Origin of the sequence: Janthinobacterium sp. PAMC25594 (assembly GCF_019443505.1) — a bacterium.
GTDB lineage: Bacteria > Pseudomonadota > Gammaproteobacteria > Burkholderiales > Burkholderiaceae_D > Janthinobacterium.
The window spans coordinates 6,059,748-6,079,100 of the sequence record NZ_CP080377.1 but is presented as its reverse complement, the minus strand read 5'-3'; the positions used below and the strand labels follow the sequence as shown (position 1 = coordinate 6,079,100).

Sequence of the window (19,353 nt, the reverse complement as noted above, 5' to 3'; positions counted from 1 at the left end):
TACGGGTGATAAGGCGGGAAGAAACTTTTTCAGGAGCAATTATGCATGGAAAAAGCGGGGGAAGTCACCAATAAACACGCGCCAACGACGACCCCATGCCATATACACAGGGCTGAAAAACCACACGCGGGCCGGTACGCCGGGCCAGCGCCAGCAGAAAAACGCGCAGCTTGCTATCATCGCGCCACTTTACCTCGAGGAACCATCATGACCTTCTCCATCTACTCCGCTTCCATCCCCGTCTTCAAACAGATCCTGGGCAGCCTGGCCGCCATCCTGGACAAGGCGGAAACGCACGCGCAAGACAAGAAAATCGACCCGAACGCCCTGCTGCAATTCCGTTTGTTCCCGGACATGCTGCCCTTCGTGCGCCAGATCCAGATCGCCACCGACTTCGCCAAGGGCTGCGGCGCGCGCCTGGCCGGCGTGGCCGTGCCACCGTATGAAGACAGCGAACAAAGCTTTGCGGAACTGAAAGCGCGCATCGTGAAAACCATCGCCTTCCTGGAAAGCCTGCCGCAAGCGGACATCGACGGCAGCGAAACGCGCGCCATCACCACCGGCAGCGGCGAAAAGACCAAGCACTTCACGGGCCAGACCTACCTGTTCCACTACGCGCTGCCGCACTTCTTCTTCCACGCGACGACGGCGTACGACATCCTGCGCCACAATGGTATTGAAGTCGGTAAAAAAGATTTTATCGGCAGCTATTAATCGTTAGCCCTTAAAGTACTGGGGTCGGACCTTGAAGGTCCGACCCCGGCAGTTGCATTGGCTTATTTAAGTATTCCGGCGCGGATACCCTTGCGAAAGAATCCGCACCCACACCACTTCCTTCTCTTCATCCGTCATCGACACCCAGTGGGCCACTTCCACCACGCTGCGGCCGCAGCCGCGGCAGATTTCGTCGAAGGTGGTCGAGCAGACGGCCACGCAGGGCGTATCGGGACGCGGCGGCAATTCCTTGTCAGCCATCAGGATACCTTCGGCAAGCCGAGCTTTTCCCAGCCTTCGACGCCCAGCGCTTCCAAGGTGGCGATATTCTTGTCAAAGATGTCCGACGCTTCCGGGAGCGCCTCGACGGCGCGCGCTATGCTGTCTTCGCGCAGCAGGTGCAATGTCGGATAGGGCGAGCGGTTGGTGTAGTTGCTGATGTCGTCCTCGAACGTCTCGGCAAACTGGTAATTCGGGTGGAAACTGGCCACTTGCAGTTCGCCGGCCAGGTGCATGTCTTCCACGGCCGCGTCGGCCACATCGAGAAACTCGTTGTAGTCGAGGAAATCGTTCAGCGTGTACGGATGAATCAGCAAGGTCGTGTCGATCTGCTCGGGGTCCGTGTCGGCCAGGGTTTGCAGCTCGTCCATCAGCATTGCCAGCAGATCTTCCGGATTGCTCGATTCGCACACCACGTAACGGATCTGATTCTTGACGTGCACGGCCTTGGCGAACGGGCACAGGTTCAGGCCGATCACGGCCTTTTCCAACCAGGCAACGGTATTGGCGATGATGACGGCGTTGTCGTCGTCGTGGCGCGGCGGGGTGTTCATATGCATGACTCTCTATCAATAGGGCGGCCGGCAGCCCAATGGCCGGCCAAAGCCAAATTGTACGCACTCTTTGCGCAGTCTCATACTGGACGACTGCCAGGCTTGCGCCATCGTCCTCGCCATGTATGCTATAACAGCGGCCGAATCACGCATCGGGCAAATTAAATTTGCAATAATGACAGCATTTGCGAATGGAAACTCAGCCGCTTCCCGCTTATTGCCGCTTATTTCCTGTCATCATGCTGACATAATTCTTGACTCCGGCATGTGGATATACGTACACTCGCAGCTTGATCATGGGTCTGTCCGATGTTTCTCCGACGACAACAATGGAACACTATGCACGAAAACTCCTTTAAATCTACCGTCCTGGCGGCGTTGGCCCTGGCGCTCGCGCCCGCCCTCAGCCAGGCGTACGAAGCCGGTGTTGAGAGCGATAACGCGCCAGTCGCCGCCGCCACCGCACCGGCCCTGATCCCGATGACCGCCCAGGTCACAGCAAAACTCCCCACCCTCGATAACCGCCTGCAAAAGACCGACCGTCTGCTGAAAAACCTCAGCGACAATTCCGATCCGCTGCGCGAAGCCGACGTCTGGGGCCGCATCCGCAGCGGCTATGCGATTCCCGACATCAACAACCAACTGGTGGCCAACCACGTCAACTGGTACGCCACCCGCCCCGACTACATCGCCCGCACCACGGCGCGCGCCTCGCGCTACATCTTCCACGTGGTGCAGGAGCTGGAAAAGCGCGGCATGCCGACGGAACTGGCCTTGCTGCCGTTCATCGAGTCCGCCTTCAACCCGCAGGCATTCTCCAGCGCCAATGCGGCCGGCATGTGGCAATTCGTGCCTGCCACGGGACGCGATTTCAACCTCAAGCAAAACATGTTCAAGGACGAACGCCGCGGCGTGCTGGCCTCGACCGACGCGGCCCTGACGTATCTGCAGCGCCTGTATGACATGTTTGGCGACTGGCAACTGGCGCTGGCCGCCTACAACTGGGGCGAAGGCTCGGTGCAGCGCGCCATCAAGAAAAACCAGGCGCTGGGCAAACCGACGGACTTCGAAAGCCTGGCCGACCTGATGCCGGCCGAAACGCGCAATTACGTACCCAAGCTGCAAGCGGTGAAAAACATCATCGCCAATCCGGCCCAGTTCGGCCTGACCCTGCCCGTGGTCGACAACCAGCCGTATTTCACGGCCATCGACAAGACCAGCGACATCGACATCACCGTCGCCGCCCAGCTGGCCGAACTGTCGATGGATGAATTCAAGGCCTTGAATCCGCAATTTAACCGCCCCGTCATCATCGGCGGCGAAAAGACCAAGATTCTGCTGCCGCAGGAAAACGCCGCCAAGTTCACCACCAACCTGGCGCAATGGGGCCATGCCTTGTCGAGCTGGACCACGCACAAGATCACCAATGCGCGCGAGCGCATCGAAACCCTGGCGTCGAAATTCGGCACCACGGCCGACGTGCTGCGCCAGGCCAACAACATTCCCCAGCGCACCAGCCTGCGCGCCGGCTCCACCATCCTCGTGCCGAAGACTTCGGCCACGATGAACATGGACATCACGCAAGAAATCGCCGACAGCGCCACCATGCTGCTGGAAGCGGACCGTCCGGAACGGGCCGCCAAGGCACTGCGCCGCGCCGCCAAGGGCGGCAAGGTGCAAGCCGCGCCAATTTCCCTGGTGAAACCACGCATCCAGCGCGGCGGCGGCAACAGTCGCGCCAAGGCCCGTCACTGATCATCTGATCTGTATAGAGCCACCTCGCCGGCCGCCACAGCATTGCTGTCGCGGCCGGTTGCACATCCGCCCACCCACCCAGACAGGAGTCGTCATGGCTTTCTTGCAAGGCAAAAAAATCCTCATCACGGGCCTGCTGTCGAACCGCTCGATCGCCTACGGCATTGCCAAGGCTTGCCACCGCGAAGGCGCGACCCTCGCCTTCACGTATGTAGGCGAGCGCTTCAAGGAACGCATCACGGAATTTGCGGCCGAATTCGGCAGCGAACTGGTATTCGACTGCGACGTTTCCAGCGATGAACAGATCAGCGCCGTCTTCAGCGACCTGGCGCAGCATTGGGAACACCTCGATGGCCTGGTGCACGCCATCGGTTTCGCGCCGCGCGAGGCGATCGCCGGCGACTTCCTCGACGGCCTGTCGCGCGACAGCTTCCGCATCGCGCACGATATTTCCGCCTATAGTTTTCCTGCCATGGCCAAGGCCGCCCTGCCCCTGCTGCATCCGGGCGCCTCGGTGCTGACCCTGACTTACCTGGGCGCCGTGCGCGCCGTGCCCTACTACAACACCATGGGCCTGGCCAAGGCGTCGCTGGAAGCGTCCGTGCGCTACCTGGCCGAATCGCTGGGCCCGCGCGGCATCCGCGCCAACGGCATCTCCGCCGGCCCCATCAAGACCCTGGCCGCCTCCGGCATCAAGGATTTCAGCAAACTGCTGGGTTTTGTGGCCGAGCACGCCCCGCTGCGCCGCAACGTCACCATCGAAGAGGTCGGCAACACGGCCGCCTTCCTGCTGTCCGACCTCGCGTCCGGCATCACGGGCGAGATTACCTACGTCGATGGCGGCTTTTCGCAAGTGATGGCCGTCAATCCCGAAGTAGAGTAAGGCGGTGATGGCCGATATTCTGCGGTTGTCACTTGACAACCGTGAATTATCGACCTACATTGGAGGCATCGCATGGCGCGCTCCTCGCATCCGAAGAAGGAAATCGAAGCGGCGCTGCGCCACGCGGAAAGCCAGGGCTGGCGCGTGGAAACGGGCGGCAGCCATGCCTGGGGCAAGATATATTGTCCCTACAATGACGGCGGCTGCCGCTGCGGCGAATTCTGCATCGCCTGCATCTGGAGCACGCCGAAAAATCCCGGCAACCACGCGCGGGCGATCCGGCGAGTGGTCGACAATTGCGCTTTCAATAAACTGATGCACGACTGCATGCAACGCAAACCCAGGGGGTAACAATTATGGATTACATCTTTACTCTCAAGTACCGCTTGCCCGACCACGAAACCAATCTCGACGCGCTGGCCGAGCGTCTGGGCAGTGGCGGCTGCGACGACGCCCTGGCCGGCATCGGGCAAGCGGGACGCCTGGCGCTGGAATTCACGCGCGAAGCCAGCAATGCCAACGCAGCGCTGCTCAACGCCCTGGCCGACGTCAAGGCCATCGTGCCCGATGCCGTGCTGGTCGAGGCCGCGCCCGACTTCGTGGGTTTGACGGATGTGGCGCAGGTACTGGGCCTGTCCCGGCAAAACCTGCACAAGCTGATGAACAAGCACCGCCACAGCTTCCCCGTGCCCGTGCATGAGGGCAGCGCCACCATCTGGCACCTGGCCGACGTGCTGGCGTGGCTGCATGCCAAGGGAACGTATCGGCTGGAACGCAGCATGGTCGAACTGGCGCAGGTCACCCGGCAAATCAATCTGGCCAGGGAAACGCAACAGGCGCCGCCGCTGCCCGCCGACATCGCGGCCATGCTCAATTAAGAGTCACCCCTTTAAAGGTGCGTCGCCACAGATGAAATAAAACCTGCACTCTTTGTAGCAAACATCATCTAACTGGGGCAGGAGGAAACTGCCATGATGATGAATGCTGTGGTATCGCACTGCGCAAAAATCAGCCCGCTGACTGTAATGGCAAGGCTGGTGCTGCAACGTGCCCTCGATCCTGCTTGGGTCGATGCACTGTTCGAGCGTGAACGTGGCGCCCAATACCAGAGGGAGCTACTGTTCTCGACGACAGTCGAACTGATGTCCGTGGTCGCAGTTGGGCTGCGGCCATCGCTTCACGCTGCAGCGCAGGCTTACCCTGATTTGCCTGTTTCGGTGCAAGCTTTATATGACAAGGTCAAGCATACCGAGCCGAACCTGGTACGGGCTCTGGTCACCGGCAGCGTCGAGCGCCTTGGAGATGTGATCACGCCATTTTTGCAGGGGAATGCACCGCTGGTTCCGGGTTACCGCACCCGAATCGTGGACGGTAACCATTTGCCTGCAAGCGAAAAGCGGTTGAAGCCTTTACGCGCCTTTCGCGGCGCCGCAATGCCTGGCCAGTCCCTTGTGGTGTATGACCCTGATTCGGGCCTGGTCGTCGATATGGAGCCTTGCGAAGATGCACACTCGCAGGAACGCGCCGTAATGCCGCCGTTACTAGAGCGTTCGCATCCGGGCGACCTGTGGATTGCTGATCGCAACTTCAGCACGCGCATGATCCTGTCCGAATGGGATCGCCGTGGGTGTGCCTTCATCGTGCGTGAGCACGGTCGTACGCCCAATCCGGCACCGCTCGACGAGCTGACATATCGAGGGAGAATCGCGACCGGCGCCGTCTTTGAACAGTGCGTTGCCATCCCTGGAGCTACAGGACAGAAGGTAGCATCACGTCGCATTGAACTGCAACTTTACAAGCCCACTGACGATGGCGAAATGATTCTCCGATTACTGACGAATCTACCAAAAGAGCATTTCAGTGCACGCGCCATTGCTCGCCTATACAGCAAGCGCTGGCGGATCGAGACAATGTTCCAGCGGCTCGAATCGGTCTTGCACAGTGAAGTCAAGACTCTCGGACACCCGCGCGCAGCCTTGTTCGCGTTCGGTATCGCGATCCTGGCCTATAACGTGCTGACTGTCTTGCAGCGCGCGGTAAGCACCGCGCACGACTTGGTTGCCAGCGGCATTGAGCTATCGCCGTTTTATGTGGCCGTGGAGGTACGGGCGCACTATGCCGGCATGGTGATGGCTGTGCCAACCAAAGCATGGCGGCGCTACGACGCCATGTGTGCATCAGAGCTGAGCAAATTACTGCTTCAGATTGCCGCTTACGCCAAACCAAAAACGCTGCGCAAACACCCTCGCGGCCCGAAAAAAACAGTAAAAAAAGGCTACGTGGCCGGCGCTGTTGCGCGACGCCACGTATCAACGGCACGGGTATTAAAAGACGGTGCTGTCAATGTACACCTTTAAAGGGGTGCAATTAAGAGTCTATCCCAATAGATGAATACATCCCCTGCTGGCGCCCCTCAGAAGCGGGGACTGCGTTGATCGTCGTCGCGTGGCTCGCCACGCGTCCTCCTCACGCCTTGTCCGCGCTCCTGATGAACTGCCAGCAGAAGACGCTCCCTACTGGGATAGGCTCTAAATCAACGAAAACTACGTATTCTTACTGATTTCACATAGGAAACATGTTCAAAACGTGGTAGGACTTTCCTTTCCCCCCATTTAGGCCGTGCAAAACGACGGCAAATACGGTATAGTGTCGTTGTGCGCTGCAATATGTTCCCTTGAAGCGATGGCAACACCGCAGTCATGCACTACAAACTTAGCAGCTTCGCAAGCCTTAGCGCATCCACAGGATGCCGCTTATAAAGCCCTCCCGCCTTGTGTGTCGCACCTGACACCGTCCCGGCGCAAAGCTTTTGTGCCGAAATTTCTTTCTAGTTGAGTCATTTCGTTTTGGTTGGCGTTGCTATTTTGCGTTCTGCTTTTTGCAAGAACGCTGATTTTTACGAAAGAAAAGAATGACATTTGAATCCTTAGGCCTGCATCCGTCCATCATCGCCGCTCTGACCGAATCGGGCTACACCGCGCCAACCGCGGTACAGTCGCAAGCGATTCCAGCCGCGATCGAAGGCCGTGACCTGCTGGTCTCGTCGCAGACCGGTTCGGGCAAGACCGCAGCTTTCATGCTGCCGTCGCTGCACAAACTGGCCAGCGCCGAACAAAGCGCCGCCAGCAAGACGCCGAACCAGGAAATGCAAGCATCGCGCGCCCGCGGCGAGCGTCCACGCTTCAAGGCTGCCCAGCCAAAAATGCTGGTGCTGACGCCAACGCGCGAACTGGCCCTGCAAGTGACCACCAACACCGACAAGTACAGCACCGGCATCCGCCGCATCAAGGCTGTGTCGATCCTGGGTGGCATGCCTTACCCTAAACAGATGCAATTGCTGGCCAAGAATCCTGAGATTCTGGTCGCCACTCCTGGCCGTCTGATCGACCACATGGACTCGGGCAAGATCGACTTCTCGCAACTGGAAATCCTGGTGCTGGACGAAGCCGACCGCATGCTGGACATGGGTTTCATCGACGACATCGAAAAAATCGTGGACGCGACGCCAGAAGGCCGTCAAACCATGCTGTTCTCGGCAACGCTGGACGGCGTGGTTGGCAACATGGCCCGCCGCATCACGAAAAACCCGCTGGTCATCCAGATCGCCGGTTCGTCGAACAAGCATGAAAACATCACCCAGCGCGTCCACTTCGTCGACGATCTGTCGCACAAGAATCGCCTGCTGGACCACCTGCTGCGCGACGAAACCTTGGACCAGGCTGTTGTGTTTACCGCCACCAAGCGTGACGCCGACACCATCGCCGACCGTCTGAACATCGCCGGTTTCTCCGCTGCCGCCTTGCACGGCGACATGCATCAGGGCGCGCGTAACCGCACCCTGGACGGCATGCGTCGCGGCCAGGTCAAAGTACTGGTCGCCACCGACGTTGCCGCCCGCGGTATCGACGTACCGACGATCACCCACGTGTTCAACTACGATCTGCCGAAGTTCCCGGAAGACTACGTCCACCGCATCGGTCGTACCGGCCGCGCTGGCCGCAATGGCCTGGCCATCTCGCTGGTGAACCACGCTGAAGGCATGAACGTCAAGCGCATCGAACGCTTCACCAAGCAATTGATCCCGGTCAATGTCATCGAAGGTTTCGAGCCTAAGAAAACGGCGTCGGCACCACGTTCGAGCGCCCGTCCAGGCGGCTGGAAACCAGGCGACAACCGTGGCGGCGCGAAGCCAGCGCAACGCACGTTCAGCAAGCCAGGCGCACCACGCAAAGACGGCGCACCTAGCACCGGCGGCGGCTACAAGGGTTCCAACCCGCGCAGCACCGACGGCGCACGCCGCAGCTACGGCGACCGTTAATCACGGCGCCATGCCGCCAGCAGGCGGCAGGCAATAAAAAAACGGCCACCAGATCGCTCTGGTGGCCGTTTTTTCATGTCCGCTGCATTTATTTCTTCGACACCTTCTGGCGCGACAGCTTGCGCAGCTTGGCTTGCTCGAAGCGCACCTGCTGCTCCGGCGTTTCCAGTACCAGCGGCGGCACGGCCACGGGCTTGCGGTTGGCGTCCACGGCCACCATCGTGAAATAGCAGCTGTTGGCGTGGCGCACCAGGCGCTGCTGGATGTTTTCCGTCACCACGCGGATGCCCACCTCCATCGAGGTCGTGCCCGTGTAATTGATCGAGGCCAGGAAGGTCACCAGCTCACCCACGTGGATAGGCTGCAAGAACATCACCTGGTCCACCGACAAGGTGACCACATAGCTGCCCGAATAGCGGCTGGCGCAGGCGTAGGCGACGCTGTCGAGGTATTTCAGGATGGTGCCGCCGTGCACATTGCCGGAAAAGTTGGCCATATCGGGCGTCATCAGGACCGTCATCGTCAGTTCATGGGCCGACCAGTTCATCGCGCTGTCCAAAGTGTTCTCCAAGGGGGAATAAAAGTGAGGGGGATGTAAAAACCGGCCCCAGGGGCCGGTGTAGAGACCTTAAAGGCCCAGGGTGTCGATGTCGACCAGCGAGTCGCGGCCCTTGTCGGAAATGTCGTGGCCCTCGCCTTCCGCGCGCGCCACGATGTGGGCTTTCTTGCCCAGGAAATAGGCCACGTCCGATTCCAGCTTGGTCAGCGGATCGGCGGCGACGGCGCGCAGCCCCATGATGCAGCGGCGCAGGAACAGCAACTGTTGTGCTTTCTCGGTGATGGACAAACGGCCATCGCGTGCATAGCTGAGCAGCTTCAGGCCGGACAGGCGCTTGGCATTGCGGGCAACGCAAGCACTGGGGCGCTCGGTCTTGATGCCGCGTGCAACTTGCTCCAGCGCGTCATATTCATCGGTTGTTAATTTCTCGTTCTTCATTACTTTTCCATAAAAGGCCAGGTGTTCGGCCCCCATGGTACGCGCCCCGCTGCGCATCGGCAACAGGCAACGTGATTCAGTCGCCGCCCACCCTGCGGATGGCGTACCGAAAATGCGCGTGAAGCGCGCTTATTTGTAGCTGCGCAGCAGCAGCCACGCCAGGCCGCAACCAGCCACGGCGCCCGCCAGCGCCAGCGCTGCGAGGTTTTTGCTGGTGATCACAGGGCGCCGGCCCAGGTAGATTTTGTTATGCAAGGAATTGCCCATGATGGCCTCCTGTACAAGAATTTTTATGATGTCTCATTATAAGAACAGAATCGTGACGGCCACATGACACACAGCAGTTAGCGCTTGATTTGTATCCACTCGGCAACGTTTATTGGCATTTTTGTTGTTTAATTGGCGTGGCAATCCGGCCGCCCGCGCAATCCATTTCCGACCAGAAATAAACAGCGCGCGGCAGTGGCCTCGCCGCTCAGGTCCACTCAGGTGCGCGACGACTTGCTCAGCCCATCTTGACGGGCGGCTGCGGCGGCGTCGGTTCCTCGACGGGCACGGGATCCGTGTGCGGCGGCTTTTCTGGCGGCGGCATCAGCGGATCGCCTTCGGGCGGCGGCGGAATATCCGGTTCAGGCGTGCTGTGCGCACGCAGCGGGGCATGACGGGATGGTAGTTGCATGGTGACCTCCTTTGCCCCACTGTAGCCGATGACAGGAAAGACTGGCGCCCGCGAGCCGCGCCATAGGCCGGGTAAAACGTCGATTTTTTTTACACACGCGCGAAAAATGGCACCCCTGTTTTTATAAGCTGTTGAATTCAAATGCAAATATTAGATGGTACGAATTCTGCTTCAAGGGCGTATGAGGTTATCTGAGGCAGCCGCCACAGTGACCTGGTCCGATCACCCCTCACGCTGAAGGAAATGCCATGAAAACGCTGTCCTCATTCCTGCGTCTCGCTCTCTCCGCGGCCACCATCGGCGCCGCGCTGATCAGTGCTCCCGCATTCGCTGGTCCTTTATTTACCGTCAACGAAGGTTCCGTCCCCGGTACCGCAGCCAATCTGGTTGTGGCCGACCGCATCAGCTTTGAATATCACGCGCGCGTCGAACAAACCATCGTTGGCGGTTTGGGCGGTGGCAACGATCCCTTCGTTGAAACAGGCTTTCTGACCAAGGCCGCTTTCGGCAGCCCCACTGGCGGCAGCGTGCCATCGCAACTGAACGCCCTCAATGGCTATGGCATGTATGGCCTGTTCACCATCACCGGCCAATCCGATACGCTGGCTGGCGGGATCCACGCCAACTTTCAAACCCTGAGCATGACCTTGTACATCGACCCCAACCAGGACACGTCACTGTCGGTCAGTAACGTGGCAGGCTCGCCGGTGAATGTTGGAGCCTCCGGGGATGACTATGCGATCGTGACCTACACGCTCGATCTGGGCGAAGCACACATTTTCGCCGGCCTGGCCCAAGGCGACTTCAAGGCCTTGCTTAACGCCACGCTGACGCCGCAAGGACAGTTGTTCTTCGTCAATCCTAACCCATTCTTCCCGCTGGAGTCCCTCAGCGGGAATACGAACAGCTTCATCGGCGGCAGCTTGACCAACAGTTTTGTCGCGATGGCCGACGGTGGCGGCCTGGAATTATTCCAGGCCGCTGTACCTGAACTAGGCACCATCGCCCTGCTCGGTATCGGCCTGTTTGGCCTGGGCATGACTGCGCGCCGCCAGCAAGGCGGGCAACGCCAGGCTTGACATGCGATCATCGCGCCTGAAAGCCGCTGAGGTCCTCAGCGGCTTTTTTCGCTGTGGCAAGCGGCAAACCCATGCCGTTCATGCAAGCGTCCTCCCGTTGACCGGCGCCACCAGCAAGTCGTGCAGCGGCCGGCGCAAGGAGCGCGCCTGGGCCGCCGGGCCGGCGCCGATGCGACCAAGGAACACGGCCCGATCAAACGCCACCGCACCCAGCACGGCCTGGCATTGCAGCGCCAGTTCCTGCGCCAGTTCCAGCATGCCGTCGGTGCGCGAAAAAGCCCGCCGTTCGCGCACATAACGGGCGAAGATCAGCGGCGTCAGTTCCGGCTGTAATTGCAGGCCCAGCTGCGTGGCCGTCAGCCAGAAGCGCTGCATGGCCCTGCCCGCCGCCACGTAATCGTCGATGTGACGCGGCGGCGCCTCGGCCAGCAGCACGAAATGCGCGGCGCAATACAGGCCCGGCAGCAAGTCCATCTGCAGACGCGGGGCAATGGTGCCTCCCAGCCAGGTATTGAAAAAATCCACGCGGCGCCAGCTGTGCATGACCCAGCGCATCAGCCGCGCCGTCATCGGGTCCACGCCCAGCGCCTGTTCCGGGATGCGGTCGCTGCTGAAGCGCGCCCCCCACTCGATGACGTCGCGGTGTACCTTGTGCGCTTCGGGCATGGTCAGGCGCAGCTTCGCATTGTCGAACATCAGGCGCGCGCAGGCCAGGCGCATGCGCCAGCCTTCAAACCACTGCACGCTGTAGCCGGGCGGCAAGCTGGCCGCCAAGGCCGCCTTTTCGCTGGCGCGCAGGCGGCGCGTGCTGAGCCGTCGCCGCTGCACGCTGCGCTGCGGCAGGAAGGCCGCCAGCGGGTCGGGCAGCATGCCGGGGCTGTCGACAAAGCGCACGTCAAACGTGGGCAAGGTGTCGGGCAAGCCGCCGCGCCGGCGCGCTTCCATGCGCAAGCCATGGCTGCTGGCCGCCAGCGCCATACTTTCAAGCAAGGCGCCCAGCGACAGCTGGCTGGGATGGCCGTCAAGGTCGTACACGCAGTGGCTGCGCGTATCGAAGCCATGCACGACGACATGGCGCGGGTCCACGACTTCAAAGCGCCACGGCTGCGTGTTGTCGCCGCTGGGTGCCCAGCGCGCCTGGTCGAGAATGTTTTCCAGTACGGGATCGATCATCAGCGGTGCCTGTGCCATTTATGCCCCCTGCGCCGCGCGGCGCCGCTTGATGATGGCCATCGTCAGGCGTTGCAGCGGATGACGGTTGCCGCCGGGACGCCAGGTACGCACGAGCTTGTTGCGGTAGGCGTCGAAATGCATGCCGTGCGGCGCCGCCATCACCTTGCCGCGTTTTAACAGGATCTTCAAGGCTTCCGTGGCGGCCGCGCCCGCGCACAACTGGCAACCCATGATGGTCGACGGTCCACGCCGCTCCTTCAGGTTGATGGCCGACGGGTCGACCAGGTAGGGGCCGTGCAAGCCGGCCGGCGCCAGCCCGACGAGAAAGCGCAGGGCTTTTTCTTCCTCGGGCAAGTCGCCCCAGCCAAAATACTCTTCGAACGTCATGCCGCCCGGCATGAAGCTGAGCACGGCCGTGCCCATGCCCAGCGGCGCGGCCGTGATGGCGGGGATACCCAGGCGCGCGCAGGTGGCGAAGGTGGCCTGGCGCGCGGGGAAGGCAAAGAAATCCAGGCCGTCCACATACAGGTCGACACCGGCAAAAAACTCCGCCAGGTTGCTGTCGTGTATGCCGTCAGGAAATTGTTTAATCTCCAGTTCTGGATTGATGTCCGTCGCCATCTGCGCCAGCACGGCCACCTTGGGCTGGCCCAGGGTGGACATCATGGCGCCGGCCTGGCGATTGAAGTTGGCGATATCGAAAGTGTCGAAATCGGCGATGTGAAAAGCGCCGATACCCAGCCGCGCCAGGGTCAGCAAATGCACGCCGCCCACGCCGCCCATGCCGGCAATGGCCACGCGCTTGCCGCGCAAACTGTCCTGCTCCGCCTGCGTGACCCAGCCCAGGTTGCGGGCAAATGCCGCGTGATACGAAAAACCGTCTGTCATGCTCACCTCTTCTGTGCGTCCCTTGCGGACGAAAAAGTTTGGACAGGTGAGCCGGGGATAAGTTCCCCGCACGACAGAAAAAACCGCTTAGCGCGTCAGGCGCCGCGTCGCAGGCACGCTGCGCTGTCGCGCTGCCGCTGCCGGCGCCACCGCACCGACCTTGAACACGCTGACGATCTGCGCCAGCCCGGCCGCCTGCTCGTTCATGGCCTGCGCCGCCGCCGACGCCTGCTCGACCAGGGCCGAGTTTTGCTGCGTCATGTTATCCATCTCGACGATGGCCTGATTGATCTGCTCGATGCCGGCGCTCTGCTCCGCGCTGGCCGAGGAAATCTCGGCCACGATATCGGTCACATGCTGCACGCTGGAAACGACCTTTTCCATCGTCTCGCCCGCCAGCGCCACGAGTTTTTCACCGGCGCCGACTTGCTCGGCGGAACTGTCGATCAATTGCTTGATTTCCTTGGCGGCCGCAGCCGAACGCTGCGCCAGATTGCGCACCTCGCTGGCCACGACGGCAAAGCCACGCCCCTGCTCGCCCGCGCGCGCCGCTTCCACGGCCGCGTTCAGGGCCAGGATATTCGTCTGGAAGGCGATGCCGTCGATGACGGCGATGATGTCGCCGATCTTTTTCGACGAGGCATTGATGGCGCCCATGGTCTCGACCACCTGCCCCACCACGCCGCCCGCCTGGGTCGCCACTTGCGAGGCGGAAATGGCCAGCTGGTTGGCCTGGCGCGCATTGTCCGCATTCTGCCGCACGGTCGAGGTCATCTCTTCCATGGTCGATGCCGTTTCTTCCAGCGATCCCGCCTGCTGTTCCGTGCGCGCCGACAGGTCGTGGTTGCCGGAAGCGATCTCGCCCGACGCCGTGGAAATGGATTCCGCATCGTTGCGCACCTGGCTCACCAGGTGCGCCAGGTTGTCGCGCATGGCCTTGATCGCCATCAACAGGCTGTCCGTGTCGCCGGGGCGCGTGTCGATGTGCGTGGTGAGGTCGCCCTTGGCGATCTGCGCCACGATGGCGGCTGCATAGTCGGGTTCGCCACCGAGCTGGGCCAGGATACGGCGCAGCATCAGGGCCGCCAGGCCACCCACCACCAGCATCAGCGCGCCGCCGATGGCCAGCAGCACACCGGCCTGGGCCCAGAATTTGTGGTTGATGTCATCGATGTAGGTGCCCGTGCCGATCAGCCAGTCCCACGGCGCAAATTTCACCACCGCATACATCTTCGCCACCGGGTCGGGCACGCCGGGACGCGTGCCGTCCGCCTGCACCAGGCCGATGCGGCTGTTGGCCAGCGCGGCCCGGTAGCGGTCGCCCGCCTGCTGCATGTTCTTTTGCGGCGTACCGATGCGCGCGGGATTCGGATGCACGTACAGCAAGTCGGTACTGAAGTCGCGCACAAAGTAATACATCTCGTCCTTGACGAAACTGCCGATGGCCAGCTTGGCCTGCTGCTGGGCCTGTTCACGCGTGAGCTTGCCCGACTGTTCCAGCGCATACGCCTTTTCCACCGAGGCATTGGCCAATTCCACCAGCACCGTCAATTGCTCGACCCTTTCGGCCATCATGGTCTGGCGCAAGGAATACAGGGAGAATGAAGCGATGAGGACGATGCCGAGCAAGGTGCTGAAACACAATAGAAGAATGCGCGAACGGAGTGTCATGGGAGCCTGGGTAGAAAATAAAGCATGGAATTATAAACAATTTCCTGATGGAAATCTTTTTGCAAACGCAAAGCGGGCGGCGCTACCAGGCTGATGCCCGGCAGGCACCGCCCGCTTCGTTACTGCTCGCTTGTTACTGACGCATCACGCCAGCGCTTCCTTGGCCGCCTCTTCCGGCGTCAAGCCGTCGTAGAACTGGTCGGTAAACCACTCGACCTGCTCTTCGATGTGGTCTTGCGCCTGTGCCACGGTGGCGCCGCCGGCCACGAGGAAGCCTTCAACCTCGATACACCAGTTGATCAATTCCAGGGTTTCCGGATCGAGTTCTTCTTTCTTAGCCATCGTATGTCCTTGCTTGTCAAATTGCGATCACATCACCAAGCAGCAGTTTAACAGCTTCGCCGCCCTGCCGCCCCTGCGGTTCAACAATGAAGATTACTTGACTGCAACGTTTTTACGTTCCGGATACAGCACCACCTGCACGTAATTGTGCATGTCCAGGTAGCGCTGCGCCGCCTGTTTGACGGCTTGCGGCGTGATGGCGCGCACGCGCTGCTCGTAGCGCAGGATCTGCGCGGGATCGCGCCCCTGCGTCACCGAACCCATCAGTTGGTTCATCCAGTAATTATTTTCCCGCAAGGATTTTTGCTGGCGTGTGATCCAGTTCAGCTTGACCTTTCCCAGGTCGGCCACGGACGGTCCCTCGGCCTTCATCTTGTTGATTTCGGCAAACGCGGCGGCGATCACCTTGTCCACGTTTTCCGGCCCCGTCGGCAAGTTCAGCGCCACCGAATAATGGCCATACGGATGCTGGCCCATGGAAGTTTCGAAGCCGCCGCCATAGATCATGCTCATCTTTTCGCGCAGCACTTCGATGACTTTCAGGTTCAACACCTCGCCCAGCGCCTGCAAGGTCAGCTTTTGCTCGTCCGAATACGCCGCGTCGCCATTGAAGGTGATGGAAATCGTGCTTTTGGGCTCGCTGCCCATGTAGATATCCTTCTTGACGATCCCTGCCACCGGGCGCATGCCCACGTCGCGGTAGGCGTGCGGCACCTCCGCCACGGGCAAGGTGCCCAGGTAGCTGGCGATCAGGGGCTTGATCTTGTCGAGCTCAAAGCTGCCCGCAAAGATGAAGGTCATGTCGCGCGCGCTGGAAAAGCGCTGGCGGAAGATGTCCAGCGAGCGGTCCAGGCCCACCTTGTCGAAATCGGCCGCGCGCGGCACACCATCGACACGCGGGTTGTCGCCAAACATGGCGTGCTGGATGGCATCGTAAAACACGGCTTCCGGCTGCGCCATGCTGTTTTTCGCCAGGTCCTGCTGCTTGCCGATGAAGGATTGGTACAGGCCCGCATCCTTGCGCACGTCATGGAAATACAGGCTCACCAGTTGCAGCATGGTTTCCACGTCGGCGCTGCTGGCCGAGCCGCCAAAGCCTTCGCTCAGTTCGCCCAGCGAGGCGCCCACATTGACCGTCTTGCCGGCCAACACTTTTTGCAAGTCCAGCGGCGCCAGGTCTTTCAGACCCATGCTGCCGACCACGGCGCTGGCATAGCGGGCGCTGTAGATATCGGCGTCGCCAAACAGCGACTGGCCGCCGAAGCGGGTCGAGCCCATCAGCACCTGGTCATTCTTGAAATCCGTCGGTTTGAGCAGCACGCGCACGCCATTGCCCAGGGTTAGCTCCGTCACGCCGATGGCGCTGTTGAGCTTTTCAGCGACGATGCTGCCGCCGGCCGGCGGGCCATCCATCAGCGTGCTGGCCAGCACTTTTTCCGTGCGCGGCTCGACCTTTTGCCGTTCCGCTTGCGCCACGGCGTCGAGCAATTGCTGCTGCGTCGGTACAGCCGAGGCGGTATCGCCCGCTGTCGGCTCGGCGCCCATGAAGACGACGAGTTTCTTTTGCTGGTCGGGAATCACCTTGGCCACCGTCTCATTGATTTCCTGCAAGGTCACCTGCGGCAAGAGTTCCTGCGCGTACAGCAATTCATTGGCGATGCCGGGAATGGCTTCCTGCTCCAGGAAGTGGCGCGAATACTCGGCCACGAAACCGGAGGAATCGGACTTGTCGCGTTCGCTGTGCGCGCGCTCGTAATTGCGCAGCATGTTCTTGCGCGCGCGGTCCAGCTCATCCTGGCTGAAACCGAAGCGGCGCGCCCGCTCATCTTCCTGCACCAGCGCGTCGACGGCCGGCTGCACGCCGCCCTTGCCCAGCAAGGCATACGCGCTGAACGATTCGTAGCCACGCACCAGCTTGCCCATGCTGCTGCCGCCCTGGATGAACGGGGGATTCGCCTGCTGCGTCAATTCCTGCATGCGCGCGCTGAGCATCTGGCCATACAGGTTTTCGATCATCTGGCGGCGGTAATCGGCAATCGTGACGGGCTCCTGCGCGGCGCGGATCGGATAGCGGATGAAGACGCTGTCGTCGGGCGCTTCCTTGTCCGTGATCACCAGCGCTTCCGTCTGCGAGCGCTGCGGCACTTCCGCATACAGGCGCGGGCGTGGTTGCGCGGGGTTTTTCAGCTTGCCGAAATGCTGCTGGATCAGTTTTTCAGCCTGTTTCGGCTCCACGTCACCGACCACCATCACGGCCATCAGGTCGGGCCGGTACCAATCCTTGTAGAAACGCTTGATGGCTTCCGGCTTGAACGTTTTCAAGACGGATTCCTTGCCGATCGGCATGCGCTGCGCATAGCGCGAACCGTTCAGCAGCTTCGGATACAGCACCTTGTTCATGCGGTCGCTGGCGCCCTTGCCCAGGCGCGCCTCTTCCAGCACGATGCCGCGCTCGCTGTTGATGTCGGCCGGATTGAATTTCAAGCCATGCGCCCAGTCTTCCAGCACAAGAAATCCCTTTTCCAGGTTTTCCTTCTTGTTCGTCGGAATCGGCAGCACGTACACGGTTTCATCAAAGCTCGTGTAGGCGTTCAGGTCGGCACCGAACTTCACGCCGATCGATTGCAAATAGGAAATGAGTTCATTGCGCTTGAAATGCGTGGAGCCATTGAAGGCCATGTGTTCCGTGAAATGCGCCAGGCCTTGCTGGTCGTCATCTTCCAGGATGGAGCCGGCTTTCACCACCAGGCGCAATTCCACTTTCTGCGCGGGACGGGCATTTTTCTTGATGTAGTAGGTCAAGCCATTCGGCAATTTTCCTACAGTAACTTCTGGTGCCAGCGGCAGGGGATCGCTCAAACGGATTTCCGCCTGGGCCATGCAGGCGCAGGCCAGCAAGACGGCGCCCGAGATCAGGCGTAATTTACTCAGCTTCATGTATTCTCGACGGTAAGATTCAGTAGACATACCTTACACTGAAATCGTCTTTCTGCCATTAAAAACAGCTTAGGAAAAACGGCTTTGCCCAGGCAACTTTGCCGAATGACAAACTCAACAGTGACCTGCCCCTTTTTTTCATCTGTGCTAAAGTATTGCCGCCGGTCATGTGGATCGGCACAACAATACGTCTTCGGGGCGGGGTGCGATTCCCCACCGGCGGTAAGACCGGCAACGGTCAAGCCCGCGAGCGCTTGTCAGGTTTCGCCTGATGAGGTCAGCAGATCTGGTGTGACTCCAGAGCCGACGGTATAGTCCGGATGAAAGAAGATGTGCAGTAAACGCGATTGTCCCATCGACCTGTCGATGCGGCTGTCTGCGTCTATTCGCTTGCCCTGCAGCGTTTTTCGCCTATGCGAGGAGCGTTTCACCATGTTAGTCAACAGCTATACCCTGCTTTCCAACGACCTGGAAGGTCGCATCCAATCCGCCCTGGCCGCCATGCGCGCCGGCATTCCCGTCATCCTGCTCGACGATTTCGACCGCGAAAACGAAGCCGACCTGATCCTGTCGGCCGAGAAACTCACGCACGAAACCATGGCTTTGCTGATCCGCGAATGCAGCGGCATCGTCTGCCTGTGCCTGCCCACGGACGTCGTCAGCGCGCTGGAATTGCCCCCCATGTCGCCCGACAACGGCAGCCGCTACGGCACGCCGTTCACCGTCTCCATCGAGGCGCGCGACGGCGTCACGACGGGCGTGTCGGCCGCCGACCGCGTGACCACCATCCGCGCCGCCATCGCCAAGGATGCCAAGCCGGCCGACCTGGTGCGCCCCGGCCACGTCTTCCCCCTGCGCGCCGCGCCCGGTGGCGTGCTGGAACGCCGTGGCCACACGGAAGGCTCCGTCGACCTGTCGCGCATGGCGGGCCTGAACCCGGCCGCCGTGCTGTGCGAGCTGATGAACCCGGATGGCAGCATGATGCGCGGCGACGATATTGAGCGCTTCGCCGAATTGCACGGCATGCCGATCCTGACCATCGAGGAACTGGTGGAATGGCGCAGCACGCGCGAACAGTAAAGCA

20 protein-coding genes and 1 riboswitch are annotated in these 19,353 nt (G+C 60.8%); of the genes, 9 read left to right on the top strand and 11 right to left on the bottom strand.

Translation table 11 applies throughout. From position 1 onward, the window contains the following. Nucleotides 1-207 precede the first annotated feature (207 nt). Nucleotides 208-714 (top strand): DUF1993 family protein, encoded by a 507-nt coding sequence (locus tag KY494_RS27240; protein ID WP_034779265.1) that lies wholly within the window; start codon nt 208-210, stop codon nt 712-714. Between the two features lie 66 nt (nt 715-780). Here the strand turns inward: KY494_RS27240 and KY494_RS27235 are convergent, their stop codons facing one another. Both KY494_RS27235 and KY494_RS27230 read right to left on the bottom strand, forming a co-directional pair. After that, complete coding sequence (locus tag KY494_RS27235) at nt 781-975, bottom strand: DUF1289 domain-containing protein (protein ID WP_070255368.1); 195 nt, start codon at nt 973-975, stop codon at nt 781-783. Beyond that, the gene (locus KY494_RS27230) at nt 975-1,547 is read right to left on the bottom strand and encodes a DUF1415 domain-containing protein (protein WP_219891760.1); all 573 of its coding nucleotides are present in this window, start codon (nt 1,545-1,547) and stop codon (nt 975-977) included. The genes KY494_RS27235 and KY494_RS27230 overlap by 1 nt, the downstream gene beginning before the upstream one ends. A gap of 339 nt (nt 1,548-1,886) precedes the next feature. Here KY494_RS27230 and KY494_RS27225 point away from each other — a divergent pair, with 339 nt between their 5' ends. The 6 genes from KY494_RS27225 (at nt 1,887) to KY494_RS27200 (ending at nt 8,503) form a co-directional block, all read left to right on the top strand. Next, complete coding sequence (locus KY494_RS27225) at nt 1,887-3,302, top strand: transglycosylase SLT domain-containing protein (RefSeq protein WP_219136788.1); 1,416 nt, start codon at nt 1,887-1,889, stop codon at nt 3,300-3,302. A gap of 94 nt (nt 3,303-3,396) precedes the next feature. Beyond that, a complete protein-coding gene (gene fabI, locus KY494_RS27220) occupies nt 3,397-4,185 on the top strand; it encodes an enoyl-ACP reductase FabI (RefSeq protein ID WP_219136789.1) in 789 nt (262 codons plus the stop codon). A gap of 72 nt (nt 4,186-4,257) precedes the next feature. Further along, on the top strand, nt 4,258-4,536 hold the full coding sequence (locus KY494_RS27215; protein ID WP_219888940.1) for a hypothetical protein: 279 nt from the start codon (nt 4,258-4,260) through the stop codon (nt 4,534-4,536). 5 nt (nt 4,537-4,541) lie between these two features. Continuing rightward, nucleotides 4,542-5,063: an AlpA family transcriptional regulator gene (locus KY494_RS27210; RefSeq protein WP_219888938.1), complete on the top strand. Its 522-nt coding sequence runs from the start codon at nt 4,542-4,544 to the stop codon at nt 5,061-5,063. Nucleotides 5,064-5,210: 147 nt separating this feature from the next. Then, nucleotides 5,211-6,542 (top strand): IS4 family transposase, encoded by a 1,332-nt coding sequence (locus KY494_RS27205; RefSeq protein ID WP_219891479.1) that lies wholly within the window; start codon nt 5,211-5,213, stop codon nt 6,540-6,542. A 554-nt stretch (nt 6,543-7,096) separates the two neighbouring features. After that, nucleotides 7,097-8,503, top strand: a complete 1,407-nt coding sequence (locus KY494_RS27200; RefSeq protein ID WP_071076465.1) for a DEAD/DEAH box helicase — start codon at nt 7,097-7,099, stop codon at nt 8,501-8,503. 88 nt (nt 8,504-8,591) lie between these two features. Here the strand turns inward: KY494_RS27200 and KY494_RS27195 are convergent, their stop codons facing one another. The 4 genes from KY494_RS27195 to KY494_RS27180 all read right to left on the bottom strand — a co-directional run bounded on the left by KY494_RS27195 (nt 8,592) and on the right by KY494_RS27180 (nt 10,179). Continuing rightward, complete coding sequence (locus KY494_RS27195; protein ID WP_096238581.1) at nt 8,592-9,050, bottom strand: acyl-CoA thioesterase; 459 nt, start codon at nt 9,048-9,050, stop codon at nt 8,592-8,594. 81 nt (nt 9,051-9,131) lie between these two features. Beyond that, entirely contained in the window at nt 9,132-9,500 is a 369-nt protein-coding gene (locus tag KY494_RS27190; RefSeq protein ID WP_219888936.1) for a hypothetical protein, read from the bottom strand. A 129-nt stretch (nt 9,501-9,629) separates the two neighbouring features. Then, nucleotides 9,630-9,767 carry a hypothetical protein gene (locus tag KY494_RS27185; protein ID WP_170840448.1) on the bottom strand — a complete coding sequence of 46 codons (138 nt, stop codon included), beginning with the start codon at nt 9,765-9,767 and terminating at the stop codon, nt 9,630-9,632. Nucleotides 9,768-10,005: 238 nt separating this feature from the next. After that, complete coding sequence (locus KY494_RS27180) at nt 10,006-10,179, bottom strand: hypothetical protein (protein WP_219888934.1); 174 nt, start codon at nt 10,177-10,179, stop codon at nt 10,006-10,008. 248 nt (nt 10,180-10,427) lie between these two features. Between KY494_RS27180 and pepA the strand changes: the two genes are divergently transcribed. Further along, complete coding sequence (gene pepA / locus KY494_RS27175) at nt 10,428-11,258, top strand: flocculation-associated PEP-CTERM protein PepA (protein ID WP_219888932.1); 831 nt, start codon at nt 10,428-10,430, stop codon at nt 11,256-11,258. A 78-nt stretch (nt 11,259-11,336) separates the two neighbouring features. Here the strand turns inward: pepA and KY494_RS27170 are convergent, their stop codons facing one another. The 5 genes from KY494_RS27170 to KY494_RS27150 all read right to left on the bottom strand — a co-directional run bounded on the left by KY494_RS27170 (nt 11,337) and on the right by KY494_RS27150 (nt 18,269). Continuing rightward, nucleotides 11,337-12,449 (bottom strand): nitroreductase family protein, encoded by a 1,113-nt coding sequence (locus KY494_RS27170; RefSeq protein WP_219136794.1) that lies wholly within the window; start codon nt 12,447-12,449, stop codon nt 11,337-11,339. Next, the gene (locus KY494_RS27165; RefSeq protein WP_219888930.1) at nt 12,450-13,319 is read right to left on the bottom strand and encodes a ThiF family adenylyltransferase; all 870 of its coding nucleotides are present in this window, start codon (nt 13,317-13,319) and stop codon (nt 12,450-12,452) included. It lies immediately after the preceding gene. 87 nt (nt 13,320-13,406) lie between these two features. Further along, complete coding sequence (locus tag KY494_RS27160) at nt 13,407-14,990, bottom strand: methyl-accepting chemotaxis protein (protein WP_219888927.1); 1,584 nt, start codon at nt 14,988-14,990, stop codon at nt 13,407-13,409. Nucleotides 14,991-15,134: 144 nt separating this feature from the next. Continuing rightward, nucleotides 15,135-15,332, bottom strand: coding sequence for a hypothetical protein (locus tag KY494_RS27155; RefSeq protein ID WP_010399555.1), 198 nt, complete (start codon nt 15,330-15,332; stop codon nt 15,135-15,137). Between the two features lie 93 nt (nt 15,333-15,425). Continuing rightward, complete coding sequence (locus KY494_RS27150) at nt 15,426-18,269, bottom strand: pitrilysin family protein (protein WP_219888925.1); 2,844 nt, start codon at nt 18,267-18,269, stop codon at nt 15,426-15,428. 185 nt (nt 18,270-18,454) lie between these two features. Next, nucleotides 18,455-18,605: riboswitch (FMN riboswitch) on the top strand. Between the two features lie 96 nt (nt 18,606-18,701). On the opposite strand from KY494_RS27150, the gene ribB reads away from it, so the two are divergent. Beyond that, entirely contained in the window at nt 18,702-19,349 is a 648-nt protein-coding gene (gene ribB, locus KY494_RS27145; protein WP_219888923.1) for a 3,4-dihydroxy-2-butanone-4-phosphate synthase, read from the top strand. The last annotated feature ends 4 nt before the right edge of the window (nt 19,350-19,353 follow it).

Bases quoted from the DNA above. Each gene is read 5' to 3' on its own strand.
- KY494_RS27240 (WP_034779265.1), top strand. From the start codon at position 208: ATGACCTTCTCCATCTACTCCGCTTCCATCCCCGTCTTCAAACAGATC.
- KY494_RS27235 (WP_070255368.1), bottom strand. From the start codon at position 975: ATGGCTGACAAGGAATTGCCGCCGCGTCCCGATACGCCCTGCGTGGCC.
- KY494_RS27230 (WP_219891760.1), bottom strand. From the start codon at position 1,547: ATGAACACCCCGCCGCGCCACGACGACGACAACGCCGTCATCATCGCC.
- KY494_RS27225 (WP_219136788.1), top strand. From the start codon at position 1,887: ATGCACGAAAACTCCTTTAAATCTACCGTCCTGGCGGCGTTGGCCCTG.
- fabI (WP_219136789.1), top strand. From the start codon at position 3,397: ATGGCTTTCTTGCAAGGCAAAAAAATCCTCATCACGGGCCTGCTGTCG.
- KY494_RS27215 (WP_219888940.1), top strand. From the start codon at position 4,258: ATGGCGCGCTCCTCGCATCCGAAGAAGGAAATCGAAGCGGCGCTGCGC.
- KY494_RS27210 (WP_219888938.1), top strand. From the start codon at position 4,542: ATGGATTACATCTTTACTCTCAAGTACCGCTTGCCCGACCACGAAACC.
- KY494_RS27205 (WP_219891479.1), top strand. From the start codon at position 5,211: ATGGCAAGGCTGGTGCTGCAACGTGCCCTCGATCCTGCTTGGGTCGAT.
- KY494_RS27200 (WP_071076465.1), top strand. From the start codon at position 7,097: ATGACATTTGAATCCTTAGGCCTGCATCCGTCCATCATCGCCGCTCTG.
- KY494_RS27195 (WP_096238581.1), bottom strand. From the start codon at position 9,050: ATGAACTGGTCGGCCCATGAACTGACGATGACGGTCCTGATGACGCCC.
- KY494_RS27190 (WP_219888936.1), bottom strand. From the start codon at position 9,500: ATGAAGAACGAGAAATTAACAACCGATGAATATGACGCGCTGGAGCAA.
- KY494_RS27185 (WP_170840448.1), bottom strand. From the start codon at position 9,767: ATGGGCAATTCCTTGCATAACAAAATCTACCTGGGCCGGCGCCCTGTG.
- KY494_RS27180 (WP_219888934.1), bottom strand. From the start codon at position 10,179: ATGCAACTACCATCCCGTCATGCCCCGCTGCGTGCGCACAGCACGCCT.
- pepA (WP_219888932.1), top strand. From the start codon at position 10,428: ATGAAAACGCTGTCCTCATTCCTGCGTCTCGCTCTCTCCGCGGCCACC.
- KY494_RS27170 (WP_219136794.1), bottom strand. From the start codon at position 12,449: ATGGCACAGGCACCGCTGATGATCGATCCCGTACTGGAAAACATTCTC.
- KY494_RS27165 (WP_219888930.1), bottom strand. From the start codon at position 13,319: ATGACAGACGGTTTTTCGTATCACGCGGCATTTGCCCGCAACCTGGGC.
- KY494_RS27160 (WP_219888927.1), bottom strand. From the start codon at position 14,990: ATGACACTCCGTTCGCGCATTCTTCTATTGTGTTTCAGCACCTTGCTC.
- KY494_RS27155 (WP_010399555.1), bottom strand. From the start codon at position 15,332: ATGGCTAAGAAAGAAGAACTCGATCCGGAAACCCTGGAATTGATCAAC.
- KY494_RS27150 (WP_219888925.1), bottom strand. From the start codon at position 18,269: ATGAAGCTGAGTAAATTACGCCTGATCTCGGGCGCCGTCTTGCTGGCC.
- ribB (WP_219888923.1), top strand. From the start codon at position 18,702: ATGTTAGTCAACAGCTATACCCTGCTTTCCAACGACCTGGAAGGTCGC.